Genomic DNA, 18,269 nt, shown 5'->3' with positions numbered 1-18,269 from the left:
GGCGTTCTTCTATGCTTTTTTTACAAAGCTTCAGCAAAAAACTTTGGGGATTTTACAGCGACGGTCCCCACATGCCGACGACGAATATGATCGCGCCCAGTGCCAGCATGGCAATATGGAACATGACCTGTCCCGGCATGGAATCGGGGCTTATGTGCAGGCCATGGAAGAACTGGACCACCACCAGCGTCAGGCCGACGACACACAGGCCGATGCGTACGGGACTGACCGTGGTGGGCCATATCTGGTTTCTGCGGTTCATTGTTGCGTGCCTCCGGGCTTTGACGCCACCATGCCATAAAACCCGGCGGCGCAGAAGCTGCACCTGTCCTGCAACAGGATTTGCCAGCCCCCGTACCCATGCTATGCGCATGGTAGGGTCGTGGGTTGCGGCCGACAGGTGAACTGACAGGAAACAGATGCGTCTTGACCGTTGTGCCATGGCCGGTGGCGTTGCCGCCTGTGCCATGATGACCCTGCTGGCGACGGTATCCGTGGGTGCCCATGCGCATCCTCATCATCATGGAACAGGTGCCGTGCACCATGCGGCGCAGGCGGCTGTCCCTGCGGGTCCACCCCTGCCTGATGGACAGATTTTCCTGCCCCCGCCACCTGGCCCGGACACGGCGCAGCGCGCGGCAGATGCCAGCATTTTTGCCGCGACCCGCGTGCTGGAGGGCACGCCCCGGTGGAAACTGGCGCAGGCGGATAACCGTGACACGCCCGCCCATATGGTTTCGGCCTTTTCCTGTGCCGCCGGTTTTACCCTGCCGCCCGATCGCCTGCCTGAACTGGTGGGGCTGGTTACACGGATCGAACAGCGCCTGACGCCTGCGGTCCACGCCCAGAAAATGCTGTGGAACCGACCCCGCCCCTTTACCGAAGCAGAACTGCCGACCTGCATTCCGCTACGGGCCAGCCTGAGACAGGACCCGTCCTATCCTTCGCTCCATGCCACGCTGGGTTGGGTGACGGGGCTGATTCTGGCTGACATCCTGCCTGACCGGACGGCATGGATCATGCAACGTGCCCGGGTATTCGGGGAAAGTCGGGTGGTGTGTGGCGTGCAGTGGCAAAGCGATGTGACGGCCGCGTGGCTGAATGGCGGCGTGCTGTATTCCGTCATGGAACAGGATGAAGGCTTCCGTCAGGAAATGGATGCGGCCCGCGCGGAAGTGGTTGCCCTGCATCCGACCATGGCCGCGCCACCTGCGGATGAATGTGCGGTCGAAGCGGACGCTGCTGCCCATCCACCGCAGTAATGGACTGATGAAGAATAATAAAAGTTTGGGGCTGGCATAGGTAAGCATTGTTGCGACGGTTCACGTGGGCAGTTTAGCCCATTGAGTGAGGATTTTCAGGAGTTTTGCAGGTGAGCGGATGTTGAAGCGCCACTCACACTCGGCCAGGAAGAGATGGAAGTCCTTGCGTGGTTTTCCATTGTATCGACGCAGATGCCGCTTCGCCTGGCTCCAGAAATTCTCGATGCCGTTGATATGGTTTCTGCCCATGGCAGGATGCCTGCTGTGATCAAGACGTTCGTGATGGAATTCCGAGACATCCAGCCTGTCGTAAGCGTGCCAGGAATCGCTGTAAACGATTGAATCCGGATGCACTTTCTTTCGAATGATCGACATCAGCGTCTGATGTCCGACATTGGGGATCATGACGGCATGGACACGGCCACTTTTCCGGCAGCGCCCCGGCCTCGTTTTCCTTTGCGATGTCCACCGAAATAACTCTCATCGACTTCGATTTCACCCGAAATCGGCGCCTCATGAGCAATCTGTTCCGCGATGACCTCTCGCAATTTCCGGTAATACAGGGTCGCTGTATTACGATTGATGCCTGCAGGTTCGGCAGCGCTCCGGGCGGGCGTGCCCGCAACGAAGTGCTCCAGAAGGCGTTTTTGGGTGCTGGCAGGCAGCCGGCTGCGACGACGTGCTTTCACAGACATATCAAGCCTTTATTGGCTTACCTATGCCAGCCCCAAGCTTTTATATCCGATGGATCAGGACAGGAACCCGATACGGCGGTTCCCGTCCCGTCCCGCCGTTTCCGCCTTCAGGCGTTCCAGCAGTTCATCGGGCGTCGGGTCTTCATCCAGCAGGCGTGCACGACGCAGTACCAGCGCAAAATCGGATGGAACCAGCGTATGGAGATGGCGCAGCCCCGCAGGCACGTCTTTTCCGAAGAAGCGGCTGAAGGCATGGGCTGCCTGCTGCGCCGTAAGATAGCCAAAACGGGCGCGGAACAGGAACCGCCGCATGCTGGCCGGGTCCAGCTTTTCCACAAGGTTGGTGGTGCAGGCAAACGGCAGGGGATGGTGCTCCATCCATGTCAGCATTTCATTGACCTGACTGATTTCCCATGACCGTTCTGCCGAACGGCGGTCACCCAGCAGGCTGTCGGCCTCGTCAATAATCAGGAAGGCCCCGCTGTCGCAGGCTTCGGCAAAGGCGGCGGCGATCTGCTGCTCGCTCTGGCCAACATATTTGTCCAGCAGGTCGGAGGCGCGTTTCTGCAGCACCGGCATCTCCATCTGCTCCGCCAGGTGGCGGGCATACGCACTTTTGCCCGAACCCGGCGGACCGGACAGCAGAAGCGAGACCGCGCGCGGCGCGCCAGGACGCGCCAGCCGCGTGGTCAGGGCCTGCAGGTCGCAATCCGCGTTGATCAGGGTCGAATCGTAATCCGTGACATCCGGCTGTGACGGCATGGGCATCTGGCCGCCTGCCGCGGCCCGGGCAATGCCGGTCGCGATCATACTGGCCATGGCTGAATCGCCCCCCGCCAGATGGGTGGAACGCAGCGCATTGCGGAAAATGGCTGGTGCCGCAGGAATGGCGCGGGCAAGGTCGGCGGCGTCCGTGGGGGCAAGGGCGACCTTTTCTTCGCGCGCCATGTCCTGCCACAGCCGCGTACGCACGCCGATACCGGGCTGGCGTACCTCGATGCACAGCGCCATGCGCCGTGCGATCGCGGGACCAAGGGTATCAAGGTCGTTGGCCGTCCATATGACCGGCGTGCCGCCCTGTTCCAGCAGCCGGTGAAAGAAGACGCGGCTGTAGGATTGTGGCGGGTCGAACAGGCTGGCGGTGAACAGGTCCTCCGCCTCGTCAAACAGCAGGATGGATTCCGTGTTGCGCAGCAGCCGCGTGCTGCACCGCAGGTCGGCCAGACGTTCATGGCGGGATGGTTCATCCCCTGCGCTATCGGCCTCGCCCACGGGATACAGGGTCGCACCGATATGCCGTGCAAGGGTTGCGGCAAATTCGGTCTTGCCTGTGCCCGGCGGGCCATACAGCAGGATATTGATGCCGGTCGCATGCTGTTCGACCGCAGCCTTCAGCAGCCTGGCCGCGATTTCCGCCTGCTGGCCCAGATGGGCGAAGGCATCCCACGGCAGGGTCGCGTCCCGGGGCTGGCCCAGCAGCAGGGAGCGGATGTCGCCCACCACGCTGGCACGACGGTTCATCAGCGCCATGAGACGGGGCAGCAGGGTAATGTCGCCGTCCTCGTCCACGGTCATGAGACCGCTCATGCGCAACTGTCCATCGGGGGCGAGTGCGGTGGCGATCGCGTCCTCCTCCTGCCCCAGCAGCAGGTGGAGCAGGGGAATGTCCTCGCACAGGAATGGCCCGCGTGAACGGTTTTCACACAGGTCGTCCCATAACTGTTCGAAATGGCCGTTCAGGCGGTAGCACATGGCCAGGCCAAGGACCTCGCTGGCGACCCGGCCCAGTCCGGTGGCCTGGCTCAGTTCCTCCAGCCAGGCATCCACGTAACCCCGATCGCCCGCATGCTGCGCGCGTGCTTCCTCCAGCGCGTGGCCAAGACGCTTCCACTCCGTGGCGGTGGGCGGATTTTCCCCGTCATGGCGGGGGGCGGCGGGCAGTTCCTTGTCATGCAGGCCAAGATCGGGCTGGGCCTGCACCACGCAGCGCACCAGTGCACCCGCGTCGCGCGATCCACGATGGATCGAACCATGCAGTACGCACAGCATTTCCAGCAGACGGCGTGTCTCGCCCCGCACGCGTGGCGAGCGGGCCTGTACCGTCCTGCGGCGTGTTGCCGGTCGTCTGCTTTTGGCTAGCGCCATATATCGGGTCTCCTGCTACTCCTGTCTGAATATAGGTATTGCAGGGGCAGATGTCGTGGGGGGAGGAAGATGTTTTCTCTCCCCCCTGTCACATCAGTGACCGCCCGACAGGGCAAACCCGGTTTCAACCTGATCCAGCATGGCTTCAAGTTCAGCATGGCGCAGCGGATCGGTACCGGTGGCGATATGACCACGGGCACGTTTTTTCAGGCTGCCGGCGATTCGGGGGCTGACGGCCCGGTCGGTCCCGTGGCGCAGCATGTCGGCAATGCTGACCCCACGTGCATGCGCTGTCTGCACGACCGAAAATGCCATGTGGTTGACGATGTTCTCGAACTCGAACCGGCCAAAGCGTGAATGGCAGCGACTCAGCTGGTCCAGCGCCGTGGCGTAGCGTTCCACCGGGTCGGCCTGTGTCGCGGTGCGGAAATGCTGGGTGTGGTAGCGCGAGGCCTGTATGTGTTCCTCCCGTGCCAGATCCCATTCCCCGATGGCGGTGCATTCCGTTTCGATCAGACAATGCAGGGCACGGGCATTCAGGCAGGACGCGACAAAATCCGCATGGGTAATGTCGTTCCATTCCAGCTTCTGTCCCGCGCGCTGCATGGCGAAGCGGAAGCCACGGTGTCCATCAATGCCATACACGATGGTGGTGTTGCCCCGGCACAGCGGATCGGTCCCGGTCACCATGATATGACCGCTATCGGCACGGTGCATGTAATGTTGCCACGTCATGACATCAAGCAGCGTGTCATCATCCACGAACCTGTCGGTATGGCGGCGCACATGCTTCATGAAGCTGGTGGCCTGCAGGCCGGTCACGGCATGGGGGGAAAAATCGACCTGCCACCAGACGCATGCCCGCATCAGGTGGAACGCAAGCGCATCACGCAGTTCCGCCAGTGCGACATGTTCGGTGGCCAGGCTGTCCACCTGCGCATCACACAGGGCCTTGATGGTCCTGAAGCGGTTGGCAAGCATGTCCAGCTGTCGTGCCACCGGCTGCCATGGGTCAAAATAGCTGACCAGGCTTTCGGGGCGCGAATGCTGCAGATGCCAGGCAGCCGGGGCGGTACGTGGTTCACGCATCGGACGGTCCTTGAAGTATCTGGGGCTGGAAGGATCGGTGTTGGTTAACGGGTCTGCCGTGCCGGGGTTGCCGGCACGATGTGGATCCATGCGCCACGATGGGATGGGGGCGGGTCGCACGGGCTACGGCATTTTCCCGGTTATCGGGACAGGGTGTTATCAAATGGTTCGTTACATGCCATATTGATGTATATAATAAGCATGTTATGTGATAATGCTAATTAATATCACATTAAATCCATGACAGGTTTCCCCACACTGGTCATGAATATGTTTTTTGCCCGTTTTATCAGTAACGCGGCGTGCGGCGGATAAGTTCACGCGTCATGCGGTGGATATCCACGCCCGCCCGTCTGATGACCGAGCGGCTGGTCTGCTTGGCGTCCACCAGCGTCAGGGGGCCGGCGGCGGACAGCGTATGCAGCCCGTCGATCGCGGGCCGCCATGCAGCCGGTGCACCAAGGGGGGGCAGCGGGTGCGCGGCAAAGTCGCGCGTGGTCAGGGTGGTAATGACCAGCGGGGTGATCGCGCCGCCATAGGTATGGGCACAGTCCTGCGTGGGCAGGATGATCGTGCCGTCATCCATCGCCACGGGGGTTCCGCCGGGGCGTGCGCTGCGTATGTCGCGTCGTACCGGGTTGCCCGGATGCGGGTGCCATGGCCCGGTCAGGCTGTCGGCCCATGCAACATGCAGGGTATCGACGCGTGGGCGTTCAAGTTCATGCCACGGGGTATGGAACAGCCACCATCTCCCGTCATGGAACAGGGGGGAGGCATCGATCATCGGGCCGGGAAAGGCACAGCCTTCCACCTCTTTCCAGCGATAGGGGAAATCGGTCGCGCGGTACAGGCGCTGCGTGCCGCTTTTGCCTGATTCCGGCATCATGAGGAAAGACCCGTCCCGATCGCGCAGGATGACGGGATAGGACAGGTGCCACGGTTCCACCAGCACGGGGGCGTGGGCTGTGATGTTCAGGGCGCGATCAAGGATGAAGACATCAATGCGCCCGACCTTCACGCGGTAGTCGTAGGCTTCGGCAAACAGGTAAAGCCTGTCCCCGTGCCAGATGCCAAAGGGGTCGGCGATGAAACGGAAGGGGCCGGGATCGGGCAGCCACGTGACCGGAACATCCGCCAGCGTGCCTGCGCGCAGTATGTCGGGCATGGACCGGTGGAGAAGTCCCGTCTGCCATATATCGGTCCGGCCCAGTCCCATTTACGCTGTCTCCATTGCTGTCTGGCGGCTGATTTGCAAACACGGATATGCTGCAATATGCCTGATGCCATCGTAACAGACGGCCAGGTCAGGGGAATAGCAAGCATGGGCAATGGGGAACAGCCCCGGCGTCGGACCATCCGGGATGTGCGCAAGGGGGATGTGCCGGGTGTGTGGCTTACGGCCTATACCGCACCCATGGCCCGCAGGCTTGATCCGCATGTGGATGTGATGCTGGTGGGGGATTCGCTGGGCATGGTGGTTTATGGCATGCCGGATACCCTTGGTGTCAGCATGGACATGATGATCGCCCATGGCGCGGCCGTTGTCCGTGCGTCCCGGCAGGCGCTGGTGGTGGTGGACATGCCGTTCGGGTCGTATCAGCAGTCGCCCGCGCAGGCTTTCGGCAATGCCGCGCGCATCATGGTGGAAACCGGCTGTGGCGCAGTCAAGCTGGAAGGCGGAACGGAAATGGCTGACACCGTGCGCTTCCTGTCCCGGCGCGGCATTCCGGTATGCGGGCATGTGGGGCTGATGCCGCAGGCGGTCAACATGGCAGGCGGTTTCCGCACGCAGGGACGTGATGCGCAGCAGGCGCGCAAGGTGTACGAGGATGCCCGTGCCATTGCGGATGCCGGTGCATTCGCCATCGTGCTGGAAGGCACGGTGGAACCCGTCGCACGCGAAATCACGACGGCTGTGCCCGTCCCCGTCATCGGTATTGGCGCATCGCCCGCCTGTGATGGGCAGGTGCTGGTGGTTGATGACATGCTGGGGGCGTCCGGTGCATTCACGCCACGCTTTGTCCGCCGGTATGCCGATGTGGGCAGCGTGATTGATGACGCCGCCGCACGGTATGCGCATGATGTACGGACGCATGGATTTCCGGGGCCGGAAGAATGCTTTGGCGTGCGCGGCACGATCCTGCCGGGATGATGCCCGCCCGCCCGCCCATGCCACCCGCATCCCGTATCGGACTGGGGGAGGTCGTGGCATTCGGTGCGGGCGACATGGGGTTCAACATCATCTGGGGGCTGATGCTCAGCTACCTTGCGTATTTCTATACCGAAATCTGCCTGCTGCCGGTGCAGATGGTGGGATTCATGCTTATGGCCGCGCGCGCGGCCAGTCTGGTGACCGACCCGGTGGTGGGGATATGGATCGATCGCAGGCCCGCAGGGCGTCAGGCCCTGCCGCTGCTGCGTGGCGGGATCGTGCCGTTCATTGTAATGGTGGCGCTGGCCTTCATGCCCCTGCCGCACGGATGGCCGGTGGTCGCGCGGGGGCTGTGCGCCACGATCGGGTACATGGCGCTGTGCGTGGCGTATGGTGTGGTCAATACCGCCTATGGCGCCATGACCAGCCTGATTTCGCCCGACCATGACATGCGCCTGCGCCTTGCCACCAGCCGGATGGTGGGGGCGACGCTGGGCAGCCTGCTGGTCAGCATCACGACACTGCCCATGGTGGACTGGCTGGGCCATGGTGACCGGCAGGCGGGATTTGCCCTGTTCATGGTGGTGGTGGCGTGTGTGGTGGGCGGATTGCTGTGGCTGCCGTCGCGGTTCTGCCGTGAACGGGTCGCGACCGACAGTGGTGATGTGACAGTGCGCACGCGTATCGCCGGGCTGCTGGCCAACCGGGGGTGGCGGCGGCTGACGGGGGCAATGCTGCTGACCATGCTGGGCAGTACCTTCCTGTTTGGCGCACTGGTTTATGACGTGCGCTACGTCCTGCATGACAGCGACCATCTGGCTGGCTGGCTGCTGGGTATCATAAGCCTGATGGTGCTGGTGGGCTGTGGCGTGTCGCTGCCACTGGCGGCGCGGTGGGGCACGGCCCCGGTCATGCGCGCAGGTACGCTGGCGGCGGGATGCGTGCTGCTGGTGGCGTACGCGCTGCCCGTGCGGGTGGAGGTGACTGGTGCGTCATTGGCGCTGTTCGGGCTGTGTGTCGGGATCTGCAATCCGGTCTGCTTTACCCTGCTGGCGCACTGCATGGATGGCGGCGACGGATTTTCAGGCACGCATACGGTGGGGCTGGCATGGGCGCTGAACTCCACTGCATCGAAAATGGCGTTTGATGTGGGCGGCAGCCTGCTGGCGGGCGTGCTGGCGGCATCGGGCCTGGTCAGTGGCATGGGCGTGCAGTCAGCGCATGCACAGGTGGGTATCCATGCCGGTTTCCTGCTGGTGCCGGCCCTGCTGTACCTGCTGGCGGGTGGGGTCGTGCTGCGGTATTTCGCCCGTCAGAACCCGGTGGAGGCGGTAAACAGCACCGCAAGCCCGCCGCCAACATAATATTGTGGCCCATCGGCTTTGGTCAGGGTGGGGGTGGCGACACCGGACAGGTAATGCTGGTTGGTGATATTATTGAAATTCATCCGGAATTCAGGGTGCGAGAAGAAAGCATGGTCGTCCATGCGATACCCGATGGCCAGGTTGCCGATGGTATGGTCGGGCATGCGTTCATCATTCATGAAGGTTGAATACTGCCGTCCCGTGTAATGGACGGAAGCCATGCCGAATATGTGCCCGTCATCATAACTCAGCCCGGCCGATGCCTGTAATGTCGGGCTTTCCACCGCCGTTTTCCCCCGCGTTGCCAGCATGCCGCTGCTGGAGGGGATATCACTGTCGATGGTGGCGTGCAGGTATTCCCCCGACAGGTAGGGCGCGAAATGGTGCCAGGGCTTCATGCCGATTTCAACGTCCACCCCGCGTGATGTCTGGCCACCGCCATTGATGGTGGATTCCACCTGCCCGATCTGGGTCTGGATTTCGCGATTGGTGAAATCATAGTTGAACAGCGTCAGGCTGCCGATGATCAGGTCACCGCTGTAACGGTAGCCCAGCTCCTCCGACACGGAATATTCGTTTTTCAGTTGCGTGGCGATGCCGCTGGCGGTCACCCCGCCAAATAGCGCAGTTTCATCGGGCGTGCGGAAATTGGTCGTGGTGTTGAAAAAGACCATGTGCCGGGGACTGATGCGATAGCGGATTGCAATACGCGGCAGCGGGGTTGCGGAGTTACTGCCCGCCGCCGTCTGCACGTTATCCGATGTGGTGGTGCCGTGGCGGTCCAGCATGACTTCCTTGAACCCTACATCCACCATCAGGCGGTGGTTCAGGAAATGCATCCGGTCACCAATATACAGCGCATTGGTCTGGGAAATCATGTGGTAGCTGCCCGCGTCCACCTGCTGGCCATCGGGCTGCAGCAGGGTGCGGCTGATCCGGTCAACCCATATGTCGGCGGCCGTGCCCTGCGCATTGACCGCAGTGAAGGGCTGGTGCTCGCTGTCATCGGAATAGTCATACCAGTACCCGAACACCAGGTCATGGTTGCCAAGCTGCCAGTCCAGTGTCGCGTTGAAGCCGGAACGGTAGCTGGTCTGGGTCCAGTTCGCGCGCACCACGGCGTTTTCGTCGCAGCTTCCCGTGCTGCTGCACAGGCCGCTATCGCCCATGGTCGTGCCGCTGGGGTCGTTGCCGTAGCTCCACTGCGCATAGGGCGTGACCTTCAGGTGCACGCTGTCCACCAGCGTGAAGCGTGTGGGTGCGGCCATGTAGGCGATGCGTTCGGGCTGGCGGTACAGCTGCCAGTAATCCGTGCCACCCGCCGCATCATGGGGGTTGTAGGTGGCGGCAAGGTTGTTGGCCGCCCCGTGTGGTCCCTGCGCCTGCCAGTCCGCCTTGTCCACCGGCGGGTAGTAGCTGGCGACCATCGTGTTCCATGTCCCGATCAGGGACACCCGGTTGCCCGTCCCCCATTCGCGCAGGAATTTGAAGTCGATGTGCTGGCGTTCATCATGCCCCGGCCCGCGCCAGTTATCGGTATAACCGTGGGAATAGGACACGAAGCCGCGTATGCCGGTATGTCCGATCTGCCCTGTTTCCAGCCGCAGGAACTGCCGGTTGGTATTGTATGACCCGTACGAGACATCCGCATATCCCCCCGCTTTCATGGAGGGGTCACGGAAGGACATCTCCATCAGGCCCCCTGCGGCATTCAGCACGGGGGAATCAAGATCGGCCGATCCCTGCTGCAGCGAGACGCTCTGGTAATTTTCCGTATCCGCGAACTGTCCGGGATAGCCGTTGTAATAGGCGATATCGTTAAGCGGCATCCCCTCCAGAATGTAACCAAGCGAATCCCCGCTCAGCCCCCGTACGGTTATGTTGTTCTGTGGTGAAAATCCCAGCGCGTCAGAAGAAGCGACATTGGCCCCGGGCAGCAGGCTGACCATGTCGAACGCCGTGGCACTGGGCGCCTGCTTGCGCATGAAATCGGTGCCGATGGTGCTGACGGATTTCGGCGCGTCCTCCACCCGGATCAGGCCGCCGCCGGGCTGGGTGCCCACTACGTGCTGGCTGGTCACGGTCATGGTTTCCACCCGGGCGGAGGGCGCGTGGACAGGCGTGGTGGCCGGCGTACTGGTGGCTGGCGTGGCAGGGGACGTATTGTCATTTCCTGCCGCCATGCCCGGCCCCATGCCCAGCATCGTACCCAGCGCGATTGTCAGCATGTGCCGGTAGGAAACGGGGACTGGATCGGATAGGATGGGCGGACGGGGGACACGGGGCATGGGGCATTCCTGAAGAAATCTTTTTATTTCATTATTTTGGGCCATCCCCATGGGGTATGACATCGTCTTGAACAAATCCGGGACGGATATATTATATCCGTGTGGCGTATCGTAAGCCCTGTTATCGGGCATATCCCGTATAATTGTGCGGGCAGGCAGGAAGGTTCGCGGGTGGGACAGGAATCGGCACATATCGTCAGCAGTTACGAGCAGGAACTGGAACAGTTGCGTTCCATGATGGCGCGGATGGGCGGACTGGTTGAACAGCAGACATCGCAGGCTGTCGCCGCCATTGCCGACCGTGATGAAAACGCCGCCGGGGTCGCAGCCGATCTCGACCCGCAGGTCGATAAGCTGGAACGCGATGTGGAGGCGATGGTCATCCGCATCCTCGCCCTGCGCTCCCCCGTGGCGGGCGACCTGCGTGAAGTGGTCTCGGCGCTCAAGATCACGGGAGACATGGAACGCATTGGTGACTGTGCTGCTTCCATCGCGCGGCGGTCGCTACGCACGGAACTGGTGACGTCGCGCATATCGCTCAGCGGCCTGCGCGGCATGGGGCGGCTGGTGCAGGACAACCTGCGTCGCGCGATCGACGCCCTGAGCCAGCGCAACGCCGACCTTGCCCGTGAAGTCTGGCAGTCCGATACAGCGGTGGACGAACTTTACAACGCCATGTTCCGCGAACTGGTCACCTACATGATGGAAGACCCGCGTAACATCGGTCCGTGCACGCACCTGTTGTTCATCGCCAAGAACCTTGAACGGATTGGTGACCACGCCACCAATATCGCCGAACGCGTCTATTATACCGCGACGGGTGAGATACTACCGGTTGTCCGCCCCCGTGGCGGGTTTTCAGGACAGGGGGGGTAGCGTCCTTGCTCGAAGATCGCCCGCTGCGCATCCTTGTCGCAGAAGATGACGCCGCGCTTTCCGTCATGCTGTCCTACAACCTTGAAGCAGCAGGCCACCTTGTCATGCCGGTGGATAATGGTCTGGACGCCCTGCGTGAAGTAACCGAATGGAAGCCCGACCTTGTCCTGCTGGACTGGATGATGCCGGGCCTGTCCGGGGTTGACCTGTGCCGCAGGCTGCGCATGGCAACAGTCACACGCTATCTGCCGATCATCATGCTGACCGCACGCGGCGAGGAACAGGATTCCGTCCATGCGCTGGATACCGGGGCTGATGATTATCTGGTCAAACCATGCGGGATGGACGTGCTGCATGCGCGTGTGCGCGCCGTCATGCGGCGCAGCGCGGGGCGGGCGGCGACCCCTGCGGTGGCACAGGCCGAAGACGTACTGACTTTTGCCGACATAACGCTGGACCATGCCGGCCGCCGGGTCAGCCGTGCGGGGACACCGCTTGCCCTTGGTCCTACGGAATACCGTATCCTGCTGCATCTGCTGCGCAATCCGCGCCGGGTATTTTCGCGCGCCGAAATACTGGCCGCCGCGTGGGATGACCGTATCCATGTGGAAGAACGCACGGTGGATGTCCATATTCGCCGGCTGCGTCTTGCACTGAACGCCACAGGTGGGGCGGACCTGATCCGCACCGTGCGTTCCAGTGGTTACATGCTGGATGATGGCAAGGTGGCCTGATCGGCATTTCCGGATAGTATTGAGTAATAAAAGCTTTCTGGGCGCAGCCTTTTCTTAAAAGGCAGTGTTCTTCGAAGCCTTTTGAAAAACGCTTCACCAGAGACTTTCTTTTTTTATATGCCGCTGCGTTCCAGCTTGGCATAACGTTTCAGCGCCCGTTCGCGCCGCAGGCGTGACAGGCGTTTCAGCCAGAAAATGCCGTTGATCTGGTCGATTTCATGTTGCAGGCAGGTGGCCAGCAGGCCATCGGCGTATTCTTCCCCATCCCCACCGTCGGGGCGCGTATAGCGCACCTTTACCCGTGCGGGACGGGTGACGGGCGCCTGGATGCCGGGCATGGACACGCTGCCCTCTTCCTGTGTGGATGTTTCCGCCGACTGCCAGATGATTTCAGGATTTGCATAGACATGTGGGCCACCCCCATCCGGCAGGTCAATCACCACCAGCCGTTGCGCAATGCCAACATGACACGCGGTGATGCCGATTCCCGGAGCGGCATGCATGGTCTCCAGCAGGTCGCGTGCCAGTTGTGCATTTTCGGGTGCAGTTGCATCGACAGGTTTCGCCACCTGTTCCAGACAGGGATGGGGAAAGCGGATAATTGGCAGGATGGCCATGCAGGCTGGGTTCCGGTTCGCAATCAGTACAGGAAGGGACCGTTATCGTCCGCGTTCAGGTTGGTGTAATACGGAATGTAGAAGTTCATGCCGAACGGGCTGTAGGTATGGTCCACACCCGATACGGGACGCAGCGGCTTGACGTCGTGTTCCGCCAGGCAGTCATAAAGGGTCTCGCGCAGGTGTTCCGTTTCCCTGTCCGACTTCTGCGTGCCGTAGAACAGGTCGTGCGCATAGGGTTTGCAGGCCTGCGGCGTGTGTTCGTAATATTCAGCGTACCGGTTCTGCCTGTTTTTTTCTATGTCCGCATCCGATATCCACTGGTGGCTGGCGGCGCTGGTGCTCCAGATTTCCTTCCATCCCGTGCGCATGTGCGGCAGGCGGGCAACGGCAATGCCATCCTGCCGCGTGCCATCCTTGTGCACCATGCTGCCGTGGCAGGCCATGACCTGTATGTGGTCATTATAGATGGCGCTCTTGATCGTCCCGCCTTCGAAAGCGACGGCCGGGGATGCATTGGGCGCGCCCTGATTGGCAATGGCCACCACTGCGGATTCAACAGCAGGCTGCCGGCAGTAGTTGACCATGGGGTGGGGGGCGTGCTGCGCGCAGGCGGCCATACCAAGCGGAAGACATAAAGCAACAAGACGGCGCAACGGTTTTTTCCTTTTGCAATGCGGCACGGGACCCAGCCATGTGCCTATGAAGTCAGGCGTATAGAAGGGGCCCGTCCCTCACAACAATGTAAATTTTCAATTCCGCCCTGTGCTTTTGTCTCCTCTTGTCTTTCCTGTGGTGGGGATGCGTGGATTACGGGCCGCGAATGCGAATAACAGCAGTACCATCACCAGCAGGACGGGCGTGATATCCGGTCCGTGGCATGGGGTGGTATCCGCACGGGCCGGAATATACGTACCCATCAGAATGTAAGGCTGCTGTGCAGGCCAAAAATGGCTTCGTTTCCCACCCGTCGGTTGCCGCTCCAGTCGGCCACGCCACCGGATGGGTTCCATACGTACTGGAAATCGGGCTGCATCACCATCCACGGCGTGACCTGCGCCTGATAGGTCAGTTCAAGATGGTTCTCGTTCCCCTGGACAAGGGAATTGCTGTCGCGGTCGAACTGGCGCTGTCCCGAACTGGCGCGGCCAATGCCCCAGCCCAGGCCGATCGTGTCGTTGTCCCGCCCCCTGAACGGGGCCTTCAGGTTCAGGCCTGCGTCGGTGGCGAAGCTGATCATGTTGCGGTCGCCGCCATTGCCCGTGGCGCGCACGAATACCCCGACTGACCGCGCGGATCTGAGCGAAGGCCGCCAGATCATCTGGTCAATGATGCCATAAACCATCCAGTTGCCCCGGTCCCAGCGCGGGGTCAGTTCGGACTGCGTGCTGCTGGCATTCAGCGTGGCCGCACCGAGTGAGCCACCACGCTGGTTGTAACGGTAATCGGCAAACTTCGCCGTATCGTAATACCCGCCCAGCTTGTACACGCCCGGCAGGCCGGGATTTTTTGTCACATTGGACATGTCGGCAGGCTGTGGGTTGAGCGCATACTGCAGTTCGGTGATCAGCAGCGCGCCGGTGCCCATGTTGAAGTTCGTGCCATTGGCGCCATTGGTGGTCTGGCTGGTGGGGTCGGAATTGTACCCGCTGATGGAACCGGTCGCCTGCTGGATGGGCAGGGAGTTGTAGCGGTTGCCCGGCGGGTTGTCGTCGGCCGCCGCGAACATGAAGGTGAACTTCTCGCTGGGGCGGTAGCGGATGCGGATGGCGGGGGATGACAGCGGCCATGACGGCCCGCCCCCATACAGGTTGACCGAGGGCGCCATGGGCCAGCCGAAATTGGCGTTGAGGTAAAGCGAGGCGTAATCGCTGATCAGGAATTCGGTATCAAGGTCCTGCTGGCCGATCTTCACGTCCAGTTTGCCCTTCAGGAAGGACTGCTGGTACCACAGCTCGAACAGACGGGTGGAGCGGTCGGCCTCGAAGCCGCTGACCGGGTTGAAGTTGGCCAGATGATCCTGCGAGATCGAGCGCCCGCGCGTCTGCAGCGCGCTGACATTGAACAGGCCACCCTTCAGGCCGAACAGCTTTTCGGTATCAATGGTAAGGGTTGGCATGGTGACGCCGTCATAGGCGGGGCCGGTGCCCGAACCGGCCGCGCCATCATTGCCCGAGGCTGACCCGCCGGTGCCATTGCCCCAGACCTCATCGACTTCCTGAATGTCGAAGCTGATGCCATGCTTGTACAGCCACGGCCGCGCGCCCCACATGTTGCCCAGCAGGTTGCCGCTGGTGTCGAGTTTGTCGTCACCCCCAGCCGCAACCGCGGCCTTTTCTTCCGCATCGGCCTGCGCGCGTTCTGAATCGCGCACGGTGGCCGGGTCGATCTGCTGGATCAGGGGGGTGGAATTGCCAAGGCGAGCGCGGTCCTGCGCGATCTGTGTCTGGGCCTGCGCATGGGTGCTGGCCCCTGTGATGCCGATCAGGCCGCAGGAGAGGAGAAGGGTATGCCTGCAGCCATGTCGTGCCGCGAGGGGGAAAAGGAATTTCATGAAAAACATCCCGTCAGGATGGGGCCGACCATGAATGGCCGGAAAAAAACGGCCCATTGTAACGGGCCACGGCTGATACGGGGGACGGGATGTCAGATGGTCTTGTACATGTTTCGTGTCCATCTCCGGTCAGCCCGCCCGGCGATATTGTGAAGGACAACGGCAGGTCTCCTGGCTTACGGGTCACTGCATTTCATCTCCCTTCCCGGCCGGGGCCAGTGGGTGCCGTATGGCGGCATCAGATGAAATACTCTCCGTTTACAGTTGCGGGTACAGCTGTCGACTAGACCCCCGGATATGATATCCCGCCGGGGTTTACGACATTCCCTTTCTCACCCGTTTGCACGGGACCGCTGACTTATTGATCCGGACTATAGCGTTTACAGTCCATTAGGCAAGGTCGGCCGGGGGTTGCTGGTCCAGCAGTGCTGCAACTTCTTCCATGTCTGGCGCGGCCTGTGCGGCACCGGGGCGGGTGGTGGCCAGCGCGCCGCAGGCGGCGGCAAAGCGCACGGCTTCCCCAATCACCGCCCCGCGCGCCAGTGCGCAGGCCAGCCCTGCATTGAAGCTGTCCCCCGCCGCCACCGTATCAACCGCCCGGACATGGAAGGGCGGGATGAACCCCTGCCCACCCGGTGCGGAATACGCCACGCCGCGGTGCCCCAGCTTGATGATGGCCGTGCGTGTGCCGCGTGCGTGCAGAATGCGTGCCGCCTGCAGGGCTGTTGCTTCATCGATGGGCTCGATACCCGTCAGGTCGCGGGTTTCGCGTTCGTTGGGGGTCAGGATATCCGCCAGCGCGTACAGGTCTTCCGGCAGGCCATCCACGGGGACCGGTGCAGGGTCCAGCATGACGGGAATGGAGCGTGCGTGGGCCTGCCGGGCTATTGCCAGCACCAGTGCAGGAGACATTTCCATCTGCATCATTACCAGCGTGGCGTGATCCAGAACAGGGCAGAGCAGGGGGCACGCTTCCGCCGCGTGCGTCATGTTCGCCCCGCCATCAACAAGGATCTGGTTTTCCCCCGCGTGGTCGATGGTGATGAAGGCCCGGCCGGTGCCTGCCGCCGGGTCTTTCATAAGCCAGCGTGTGTTGACCCCGGCCTGTTCCAGCGTGGTACGCGCCATGTCTGCCAGCATGTCCGCACCTGTCCAGCCCGCCAGCGCCACGTCCTGCCCCAGCTTCGCCACCGCGATTGCCTGATTGGCCCCCTTGCCCCCTAACCCGGTAGTGGAGGAATGGACATGCAGCGTTTCACCCGGCCGAGCAAAGCGTGTGACATGTACGACAAAATCGATATTGGTGCTGCCAATGACGGCAATATGGGACGTAGGCATGGCGGGAACCCTGGGTAGTGTAAATGAGCATGCAAGGCTTATTTACCATTCTACCCCGCAATCATACAGGCCCCGGCCCTGAAGGCTGCTGCCCATCGTAAAGAAGTTTTGGTGAAGCTTTTTTTTAAAAGGCTTCAGGGAATGTCACCTTTTTCAAAAAGGTGACACTCAAAAACTTTTGTTATTTTATCAAGTGGTTATTCAGGTGCAATCCATTTCACGTTCGCCTGTGTTTCACCATCGCCAAGATGCTGGCACAGCGTGGTCAGGATGGCGCGGGCGGTCTGTTCGAACCGGAATGGCGGGTTGGCGATCAGCAGGCCGCTGCCATTCAGCCGTGCGGGATCAAGCGGTGGCCGCAGGGTCAGTTCGAGGGCCAGCAGGTTGCGCTGTCCCGCGTCCTTCAGCGCGTTGTGGAAGGCATGCGTGGGCGCGCGGTGTTTGATGGGATACCACGCGGCGATGATGCCCGTGGCAAAACGCTGGCGGGCGGTGATGATCGCTTTTGCAAGGGCATGGAATTCATCCTTCTGTTCAAAAGGTGGATCCATGAGCACCAGCCCGCGCTTCGCCTGCTTTGGCGGCAGCAGGCCGGTGATGGCTTCATACCCGTTGCGACCGTGCACGGAGACGGCGGGGTTATGCCGGAACAGGCGGCGCAGGCTGCGCTGGTCCTCGGGGTGCAGTTCGCAGCAGGCCAGCGTATCGTCCGGCCGCAGCAGGCTTGCGACAATGGCGGGGGAGCCGGGATAGAACAGCCGCCCTTCATGCGATGCAATCGTGGCGCGCACGATATCCAGCCATTCGTCCATGCAGGCGGGTGCGGCGGGATCAGGTGGCACGTCCAGCAGGCGGCCGATCCCATCGCGCCATTCCCCCGTTGACTGGGCTTCGCGGCCCGACAGGTCATACAGGCCGATCCCGGCATGGGTATCAAGGACGGAGAAGGGGGCGGGCTTGCGGCGCAACGCATCAATCAGCGCCACCAGCATGATATGTTTCATGACATCGGCAAAATTGCCGGCGTGATAGCTGTGTCTGTAATTCAAGGTCTGGCCGCCCTACGGATTGCATGCCCCATGTATGGGGTCCGCAGGACTGTTAATGGATCAAGCCGTTTTTTTCCATGCCGGTGCGCATGTTGTCATTCGGTGC

15 protein-coding genes, 1 pseudogene and 1 riboswitch are annotated in these 18,269 nt (G+C 61.7%); of the genes and pseudogenes, 5 read left to right on the top strand and 11 right to left on the bottom strand.

The annotated features are described in order from the left end of the window. Positions 1 to 52: 52 nt before the first annotated feature. A complete protein-coding gene (locus ACE2AA_RS10730) occupies positions 53 to 262 on the bottom strand; it encodes a hypothetical protein (protein ID WP_010510628.1) in 210 nt (69 codons plus the stop codon). Between the two features lie 157 nt (positions 263 to 419). Between ACE2AA_RS10730 and ACE2AA_RS10725 the strand changes: the two genes are divergently transcribed. After that, complete coding sequence (locus ACE2AA_RS10725) at positions 420 to 1,262, top strand: phosphatase PAP2 family protein (RefSeq protein WP_193557683.1); 843 nt, start codon at positions 420 to 422, stop codon at positions 1,260 to 1,262. Between the two features lie 60 nt (positions 1,263 to 1,322). On the opposite strand, the pseudogene ACE2AA_RS10720 reads toward ACE2AA_RS10725, so the two are convergent. The 4 genes and pseudogenes from ACE2AA_RS10720 to ACE2AA_RS10705 all read right to left on the bottom strand — a co-directional run bounded on the left by ACE2AA_RS10720 (position 1,323) and on the right by ACE2AA_RS10705 (position 6,407). Next, positions 1,323 to 1,957 (bottom strand): annotated as a pseudogene (locus ACE2AA_RS10720) (IS1595 family transposase). Positions 1,958 to 2,011: 54 nt separating this feature from the next. Beyond that, positions 2,012 to 4,036 (bottom strand): AAA family ATPase, encoded by a 2,025-nt coding sequence (locus ACE2AA_RS10715; protein ID WP_395372193.1) that lies wholly within the window; start codon positions 4,034 to 4,036, stop codon positions 2,012 to 2,014. Positions 4,037 to 4,195: 159 nt separating this feature from the next. After that, entirely contained in the window at positions 4,196 to 5,191 is a 996-nt protein-coding gene (locus ACE2AA_RS10710) for a hypothetical protein (RefSeq protein WP_141261350.1), read from the bottom strand. 289 nt (positions 5,192 to 5,480) lie between these two features. Further along, positions 5,481 to 6,407 carry a formyl transferase gene (locus ACE2AA_RS10705; RefSeq protein WP_141301462.1) on the bottom strand — a complete coding sequence of 309 codons (927 nt, stop codon included), beginning with the start codon at positions 6,405 to 6,407 and terminating at the stop codon, positions 5,481 to 5,483. A gap of 105 nt (positions 6,408 to 6,512) precedes the next feature. Between ACE2AA_RS10705 and panB the strand changes: the two genes are divergently transcribed. Together panB and ACE2AA_RS10695 are read left to right on the top strand one after the other, a co-directional pair. Beyond that, positions 6,513 to 7,343 (top strand): 3-methyl-2-oxobutanoate hydroxymethyltransferase, encoded by an 831-nt coding sequence (gene panB / locus ACE2AA_RS10700; RefSeq protein ID WP_141261373.1) that lies wholly within the window; start codon positions 6,513 to 6,515, stop codon positions 7,341 to 7,343. Continuing rightward, positions 7,307 to 8,707, top strand: coding sequence for an MFS transporter (locus tag ACE2AA_RS10695; protein WP_395369729.1), 1,401 nt, complete (start codon positions 7,307 to 7,309; stop codon positions 8,705 to 8,707). The genes panB and ACE2AA_RS10695 overlap by 37 nt, the downstream gene beginning before the upstream one ends. On the opposite strand, the gene ACE2AA_RS10690 is transcribed toward ACE2AA_RS10695, so the two are convergent. After that, the gene (locus tag ACE2AA_RS10690) at positions 8,656 to 10,995 is read right to left on the bottom strand and encodes a TonB-dependent receptor (protein WP_395369728.1); all 2,340 of its coding nucleotides are present in this window, start codon (positions 10,993 to 10,995) and stop codon (positions 8,656 to 8,658) included. The two genes, ACE2AA_RS10695 and ACE2AA_RS10690, sit on opposite strands and share 52 nt — an antisense overlap. Before the next feature lie 171 nt (positions 10,996 to 11,166). On the opposite strand from ACE2AA_RS10690, the gene phoU reads away from it, so the two are divergent. Next, entirely contained in the window at positions 11,167 to 11,871 is a 705-nt protein-coding gene (phoU, locus tag ACE2AA_RS10685) for a phosphate signaling complex protein PhoU (RefSeq protein WP_141261372.1), read from the top strand. A gap of 5 nt (positions 11,872 to 11,876) precedes the next feature. Then, positions 11,877 to 12,605, top strand: coding sequence for a response regulator (locus ACE2AA_RS10680; protein WP_141261347.1), 729 nt, complete (start codon positions 11,877 to 11,879; stop codon positions 12,603 to 12,605). A gap of 113 nt (positions 12,606 to 12,718) precedes the next feature. Here ACE2AA_RS10680 and ACE2AA_RS10675 read toward each other — a convergent pair whose 3' ends face one another. The 5 genes from ACE2AA_RS10675 to ACE2AA_RS10655 form a co-directional block, all read right to left on the bottom strand. Then, the gene (locus ACE2AA_RS10675; protein ID WP_395369726.1) at positions 12,719 to 13,222 is read right to left on the bottom strand and encodes a peptide deformylase; all 504 of its coding nucleotides are present in this window, start codon (positions 13,220 to 13,222) and stop codon (positions 12,719 to 12,721) included. Positions 13,223 to 13,245: 23 nt separating this feature from the next. Continuing rightward, entirely contained in the window at positions 13,246 to 13,878 is a 633-nt protein-coding gene (locus ACE2AA_RS10670) for a hypothetical protein (RefSeq protein ID WP_227002455.1), read from the bottom strand. Between the two features lie 263 nt (positions 13,879 to 14,141). Next, on the bottom strand, positions 14,142 to 15,776 hold the full coding sequence (locus tag ACE2AA_RS10665; protein WP_395369725.1) for a carbohydrate porin: 1,635 nt from the start codon (positions 15,774 to 15,776) through the stop codon (positions 14,142 to 14,144). 143 nt (positions 15,777 to 15,919) lie between these two features. After that, positions 15,920 to 16,146: riboswitch (cobalamin riboswitch) on the bottom strand. Positions 16,147 to 16,166: 20 nt separating this feature from the next. Further along, a complete protein-coding gene (locus tag ACE2AA_RS10660) occupies positions 16,167 to 17,114 on the bottom strand; it encodes a ribokinase (RefSeq protein ID WP_395369724.1) in 948 nt (315 codons plus the stop codon). A gap of 197 nt (positions 17,115 to 17,311) precedes the next feature. After that, positions 17,312 to 18,163 carry a 23S rRNA (adenine(2030)-N(6))-methyltransferase RlmJ gene (locus ACE2AA_RS10655; RefSeq protein WP_395369722.1) on the bottom strand — a complete coding sequence of 284 codons (852 nt, stop codon included), beginning with the start codon at positions 18,161 to 18,163 and terminating at the stop codon, positions 17,312 to 17,314. Positions 18,164 to 18,269 lie beyond the last annotated feature (106 nt).

The sequence above is a fragment of the Komagataeibacter diospyri genome (genome assembly GCF_043995075.1).
Lineage (GTDB): Bacteria > Pseudomonadota > Alphaproteobacteria > Acetobacterales > Acetobacteraceae > Komagataeibacter > Komagataeibacter diospyri.
Note: the sequence above shows the minus strand (reverse complement) of the source record. Positions and strands in the feature narration are given on the sequence as shown.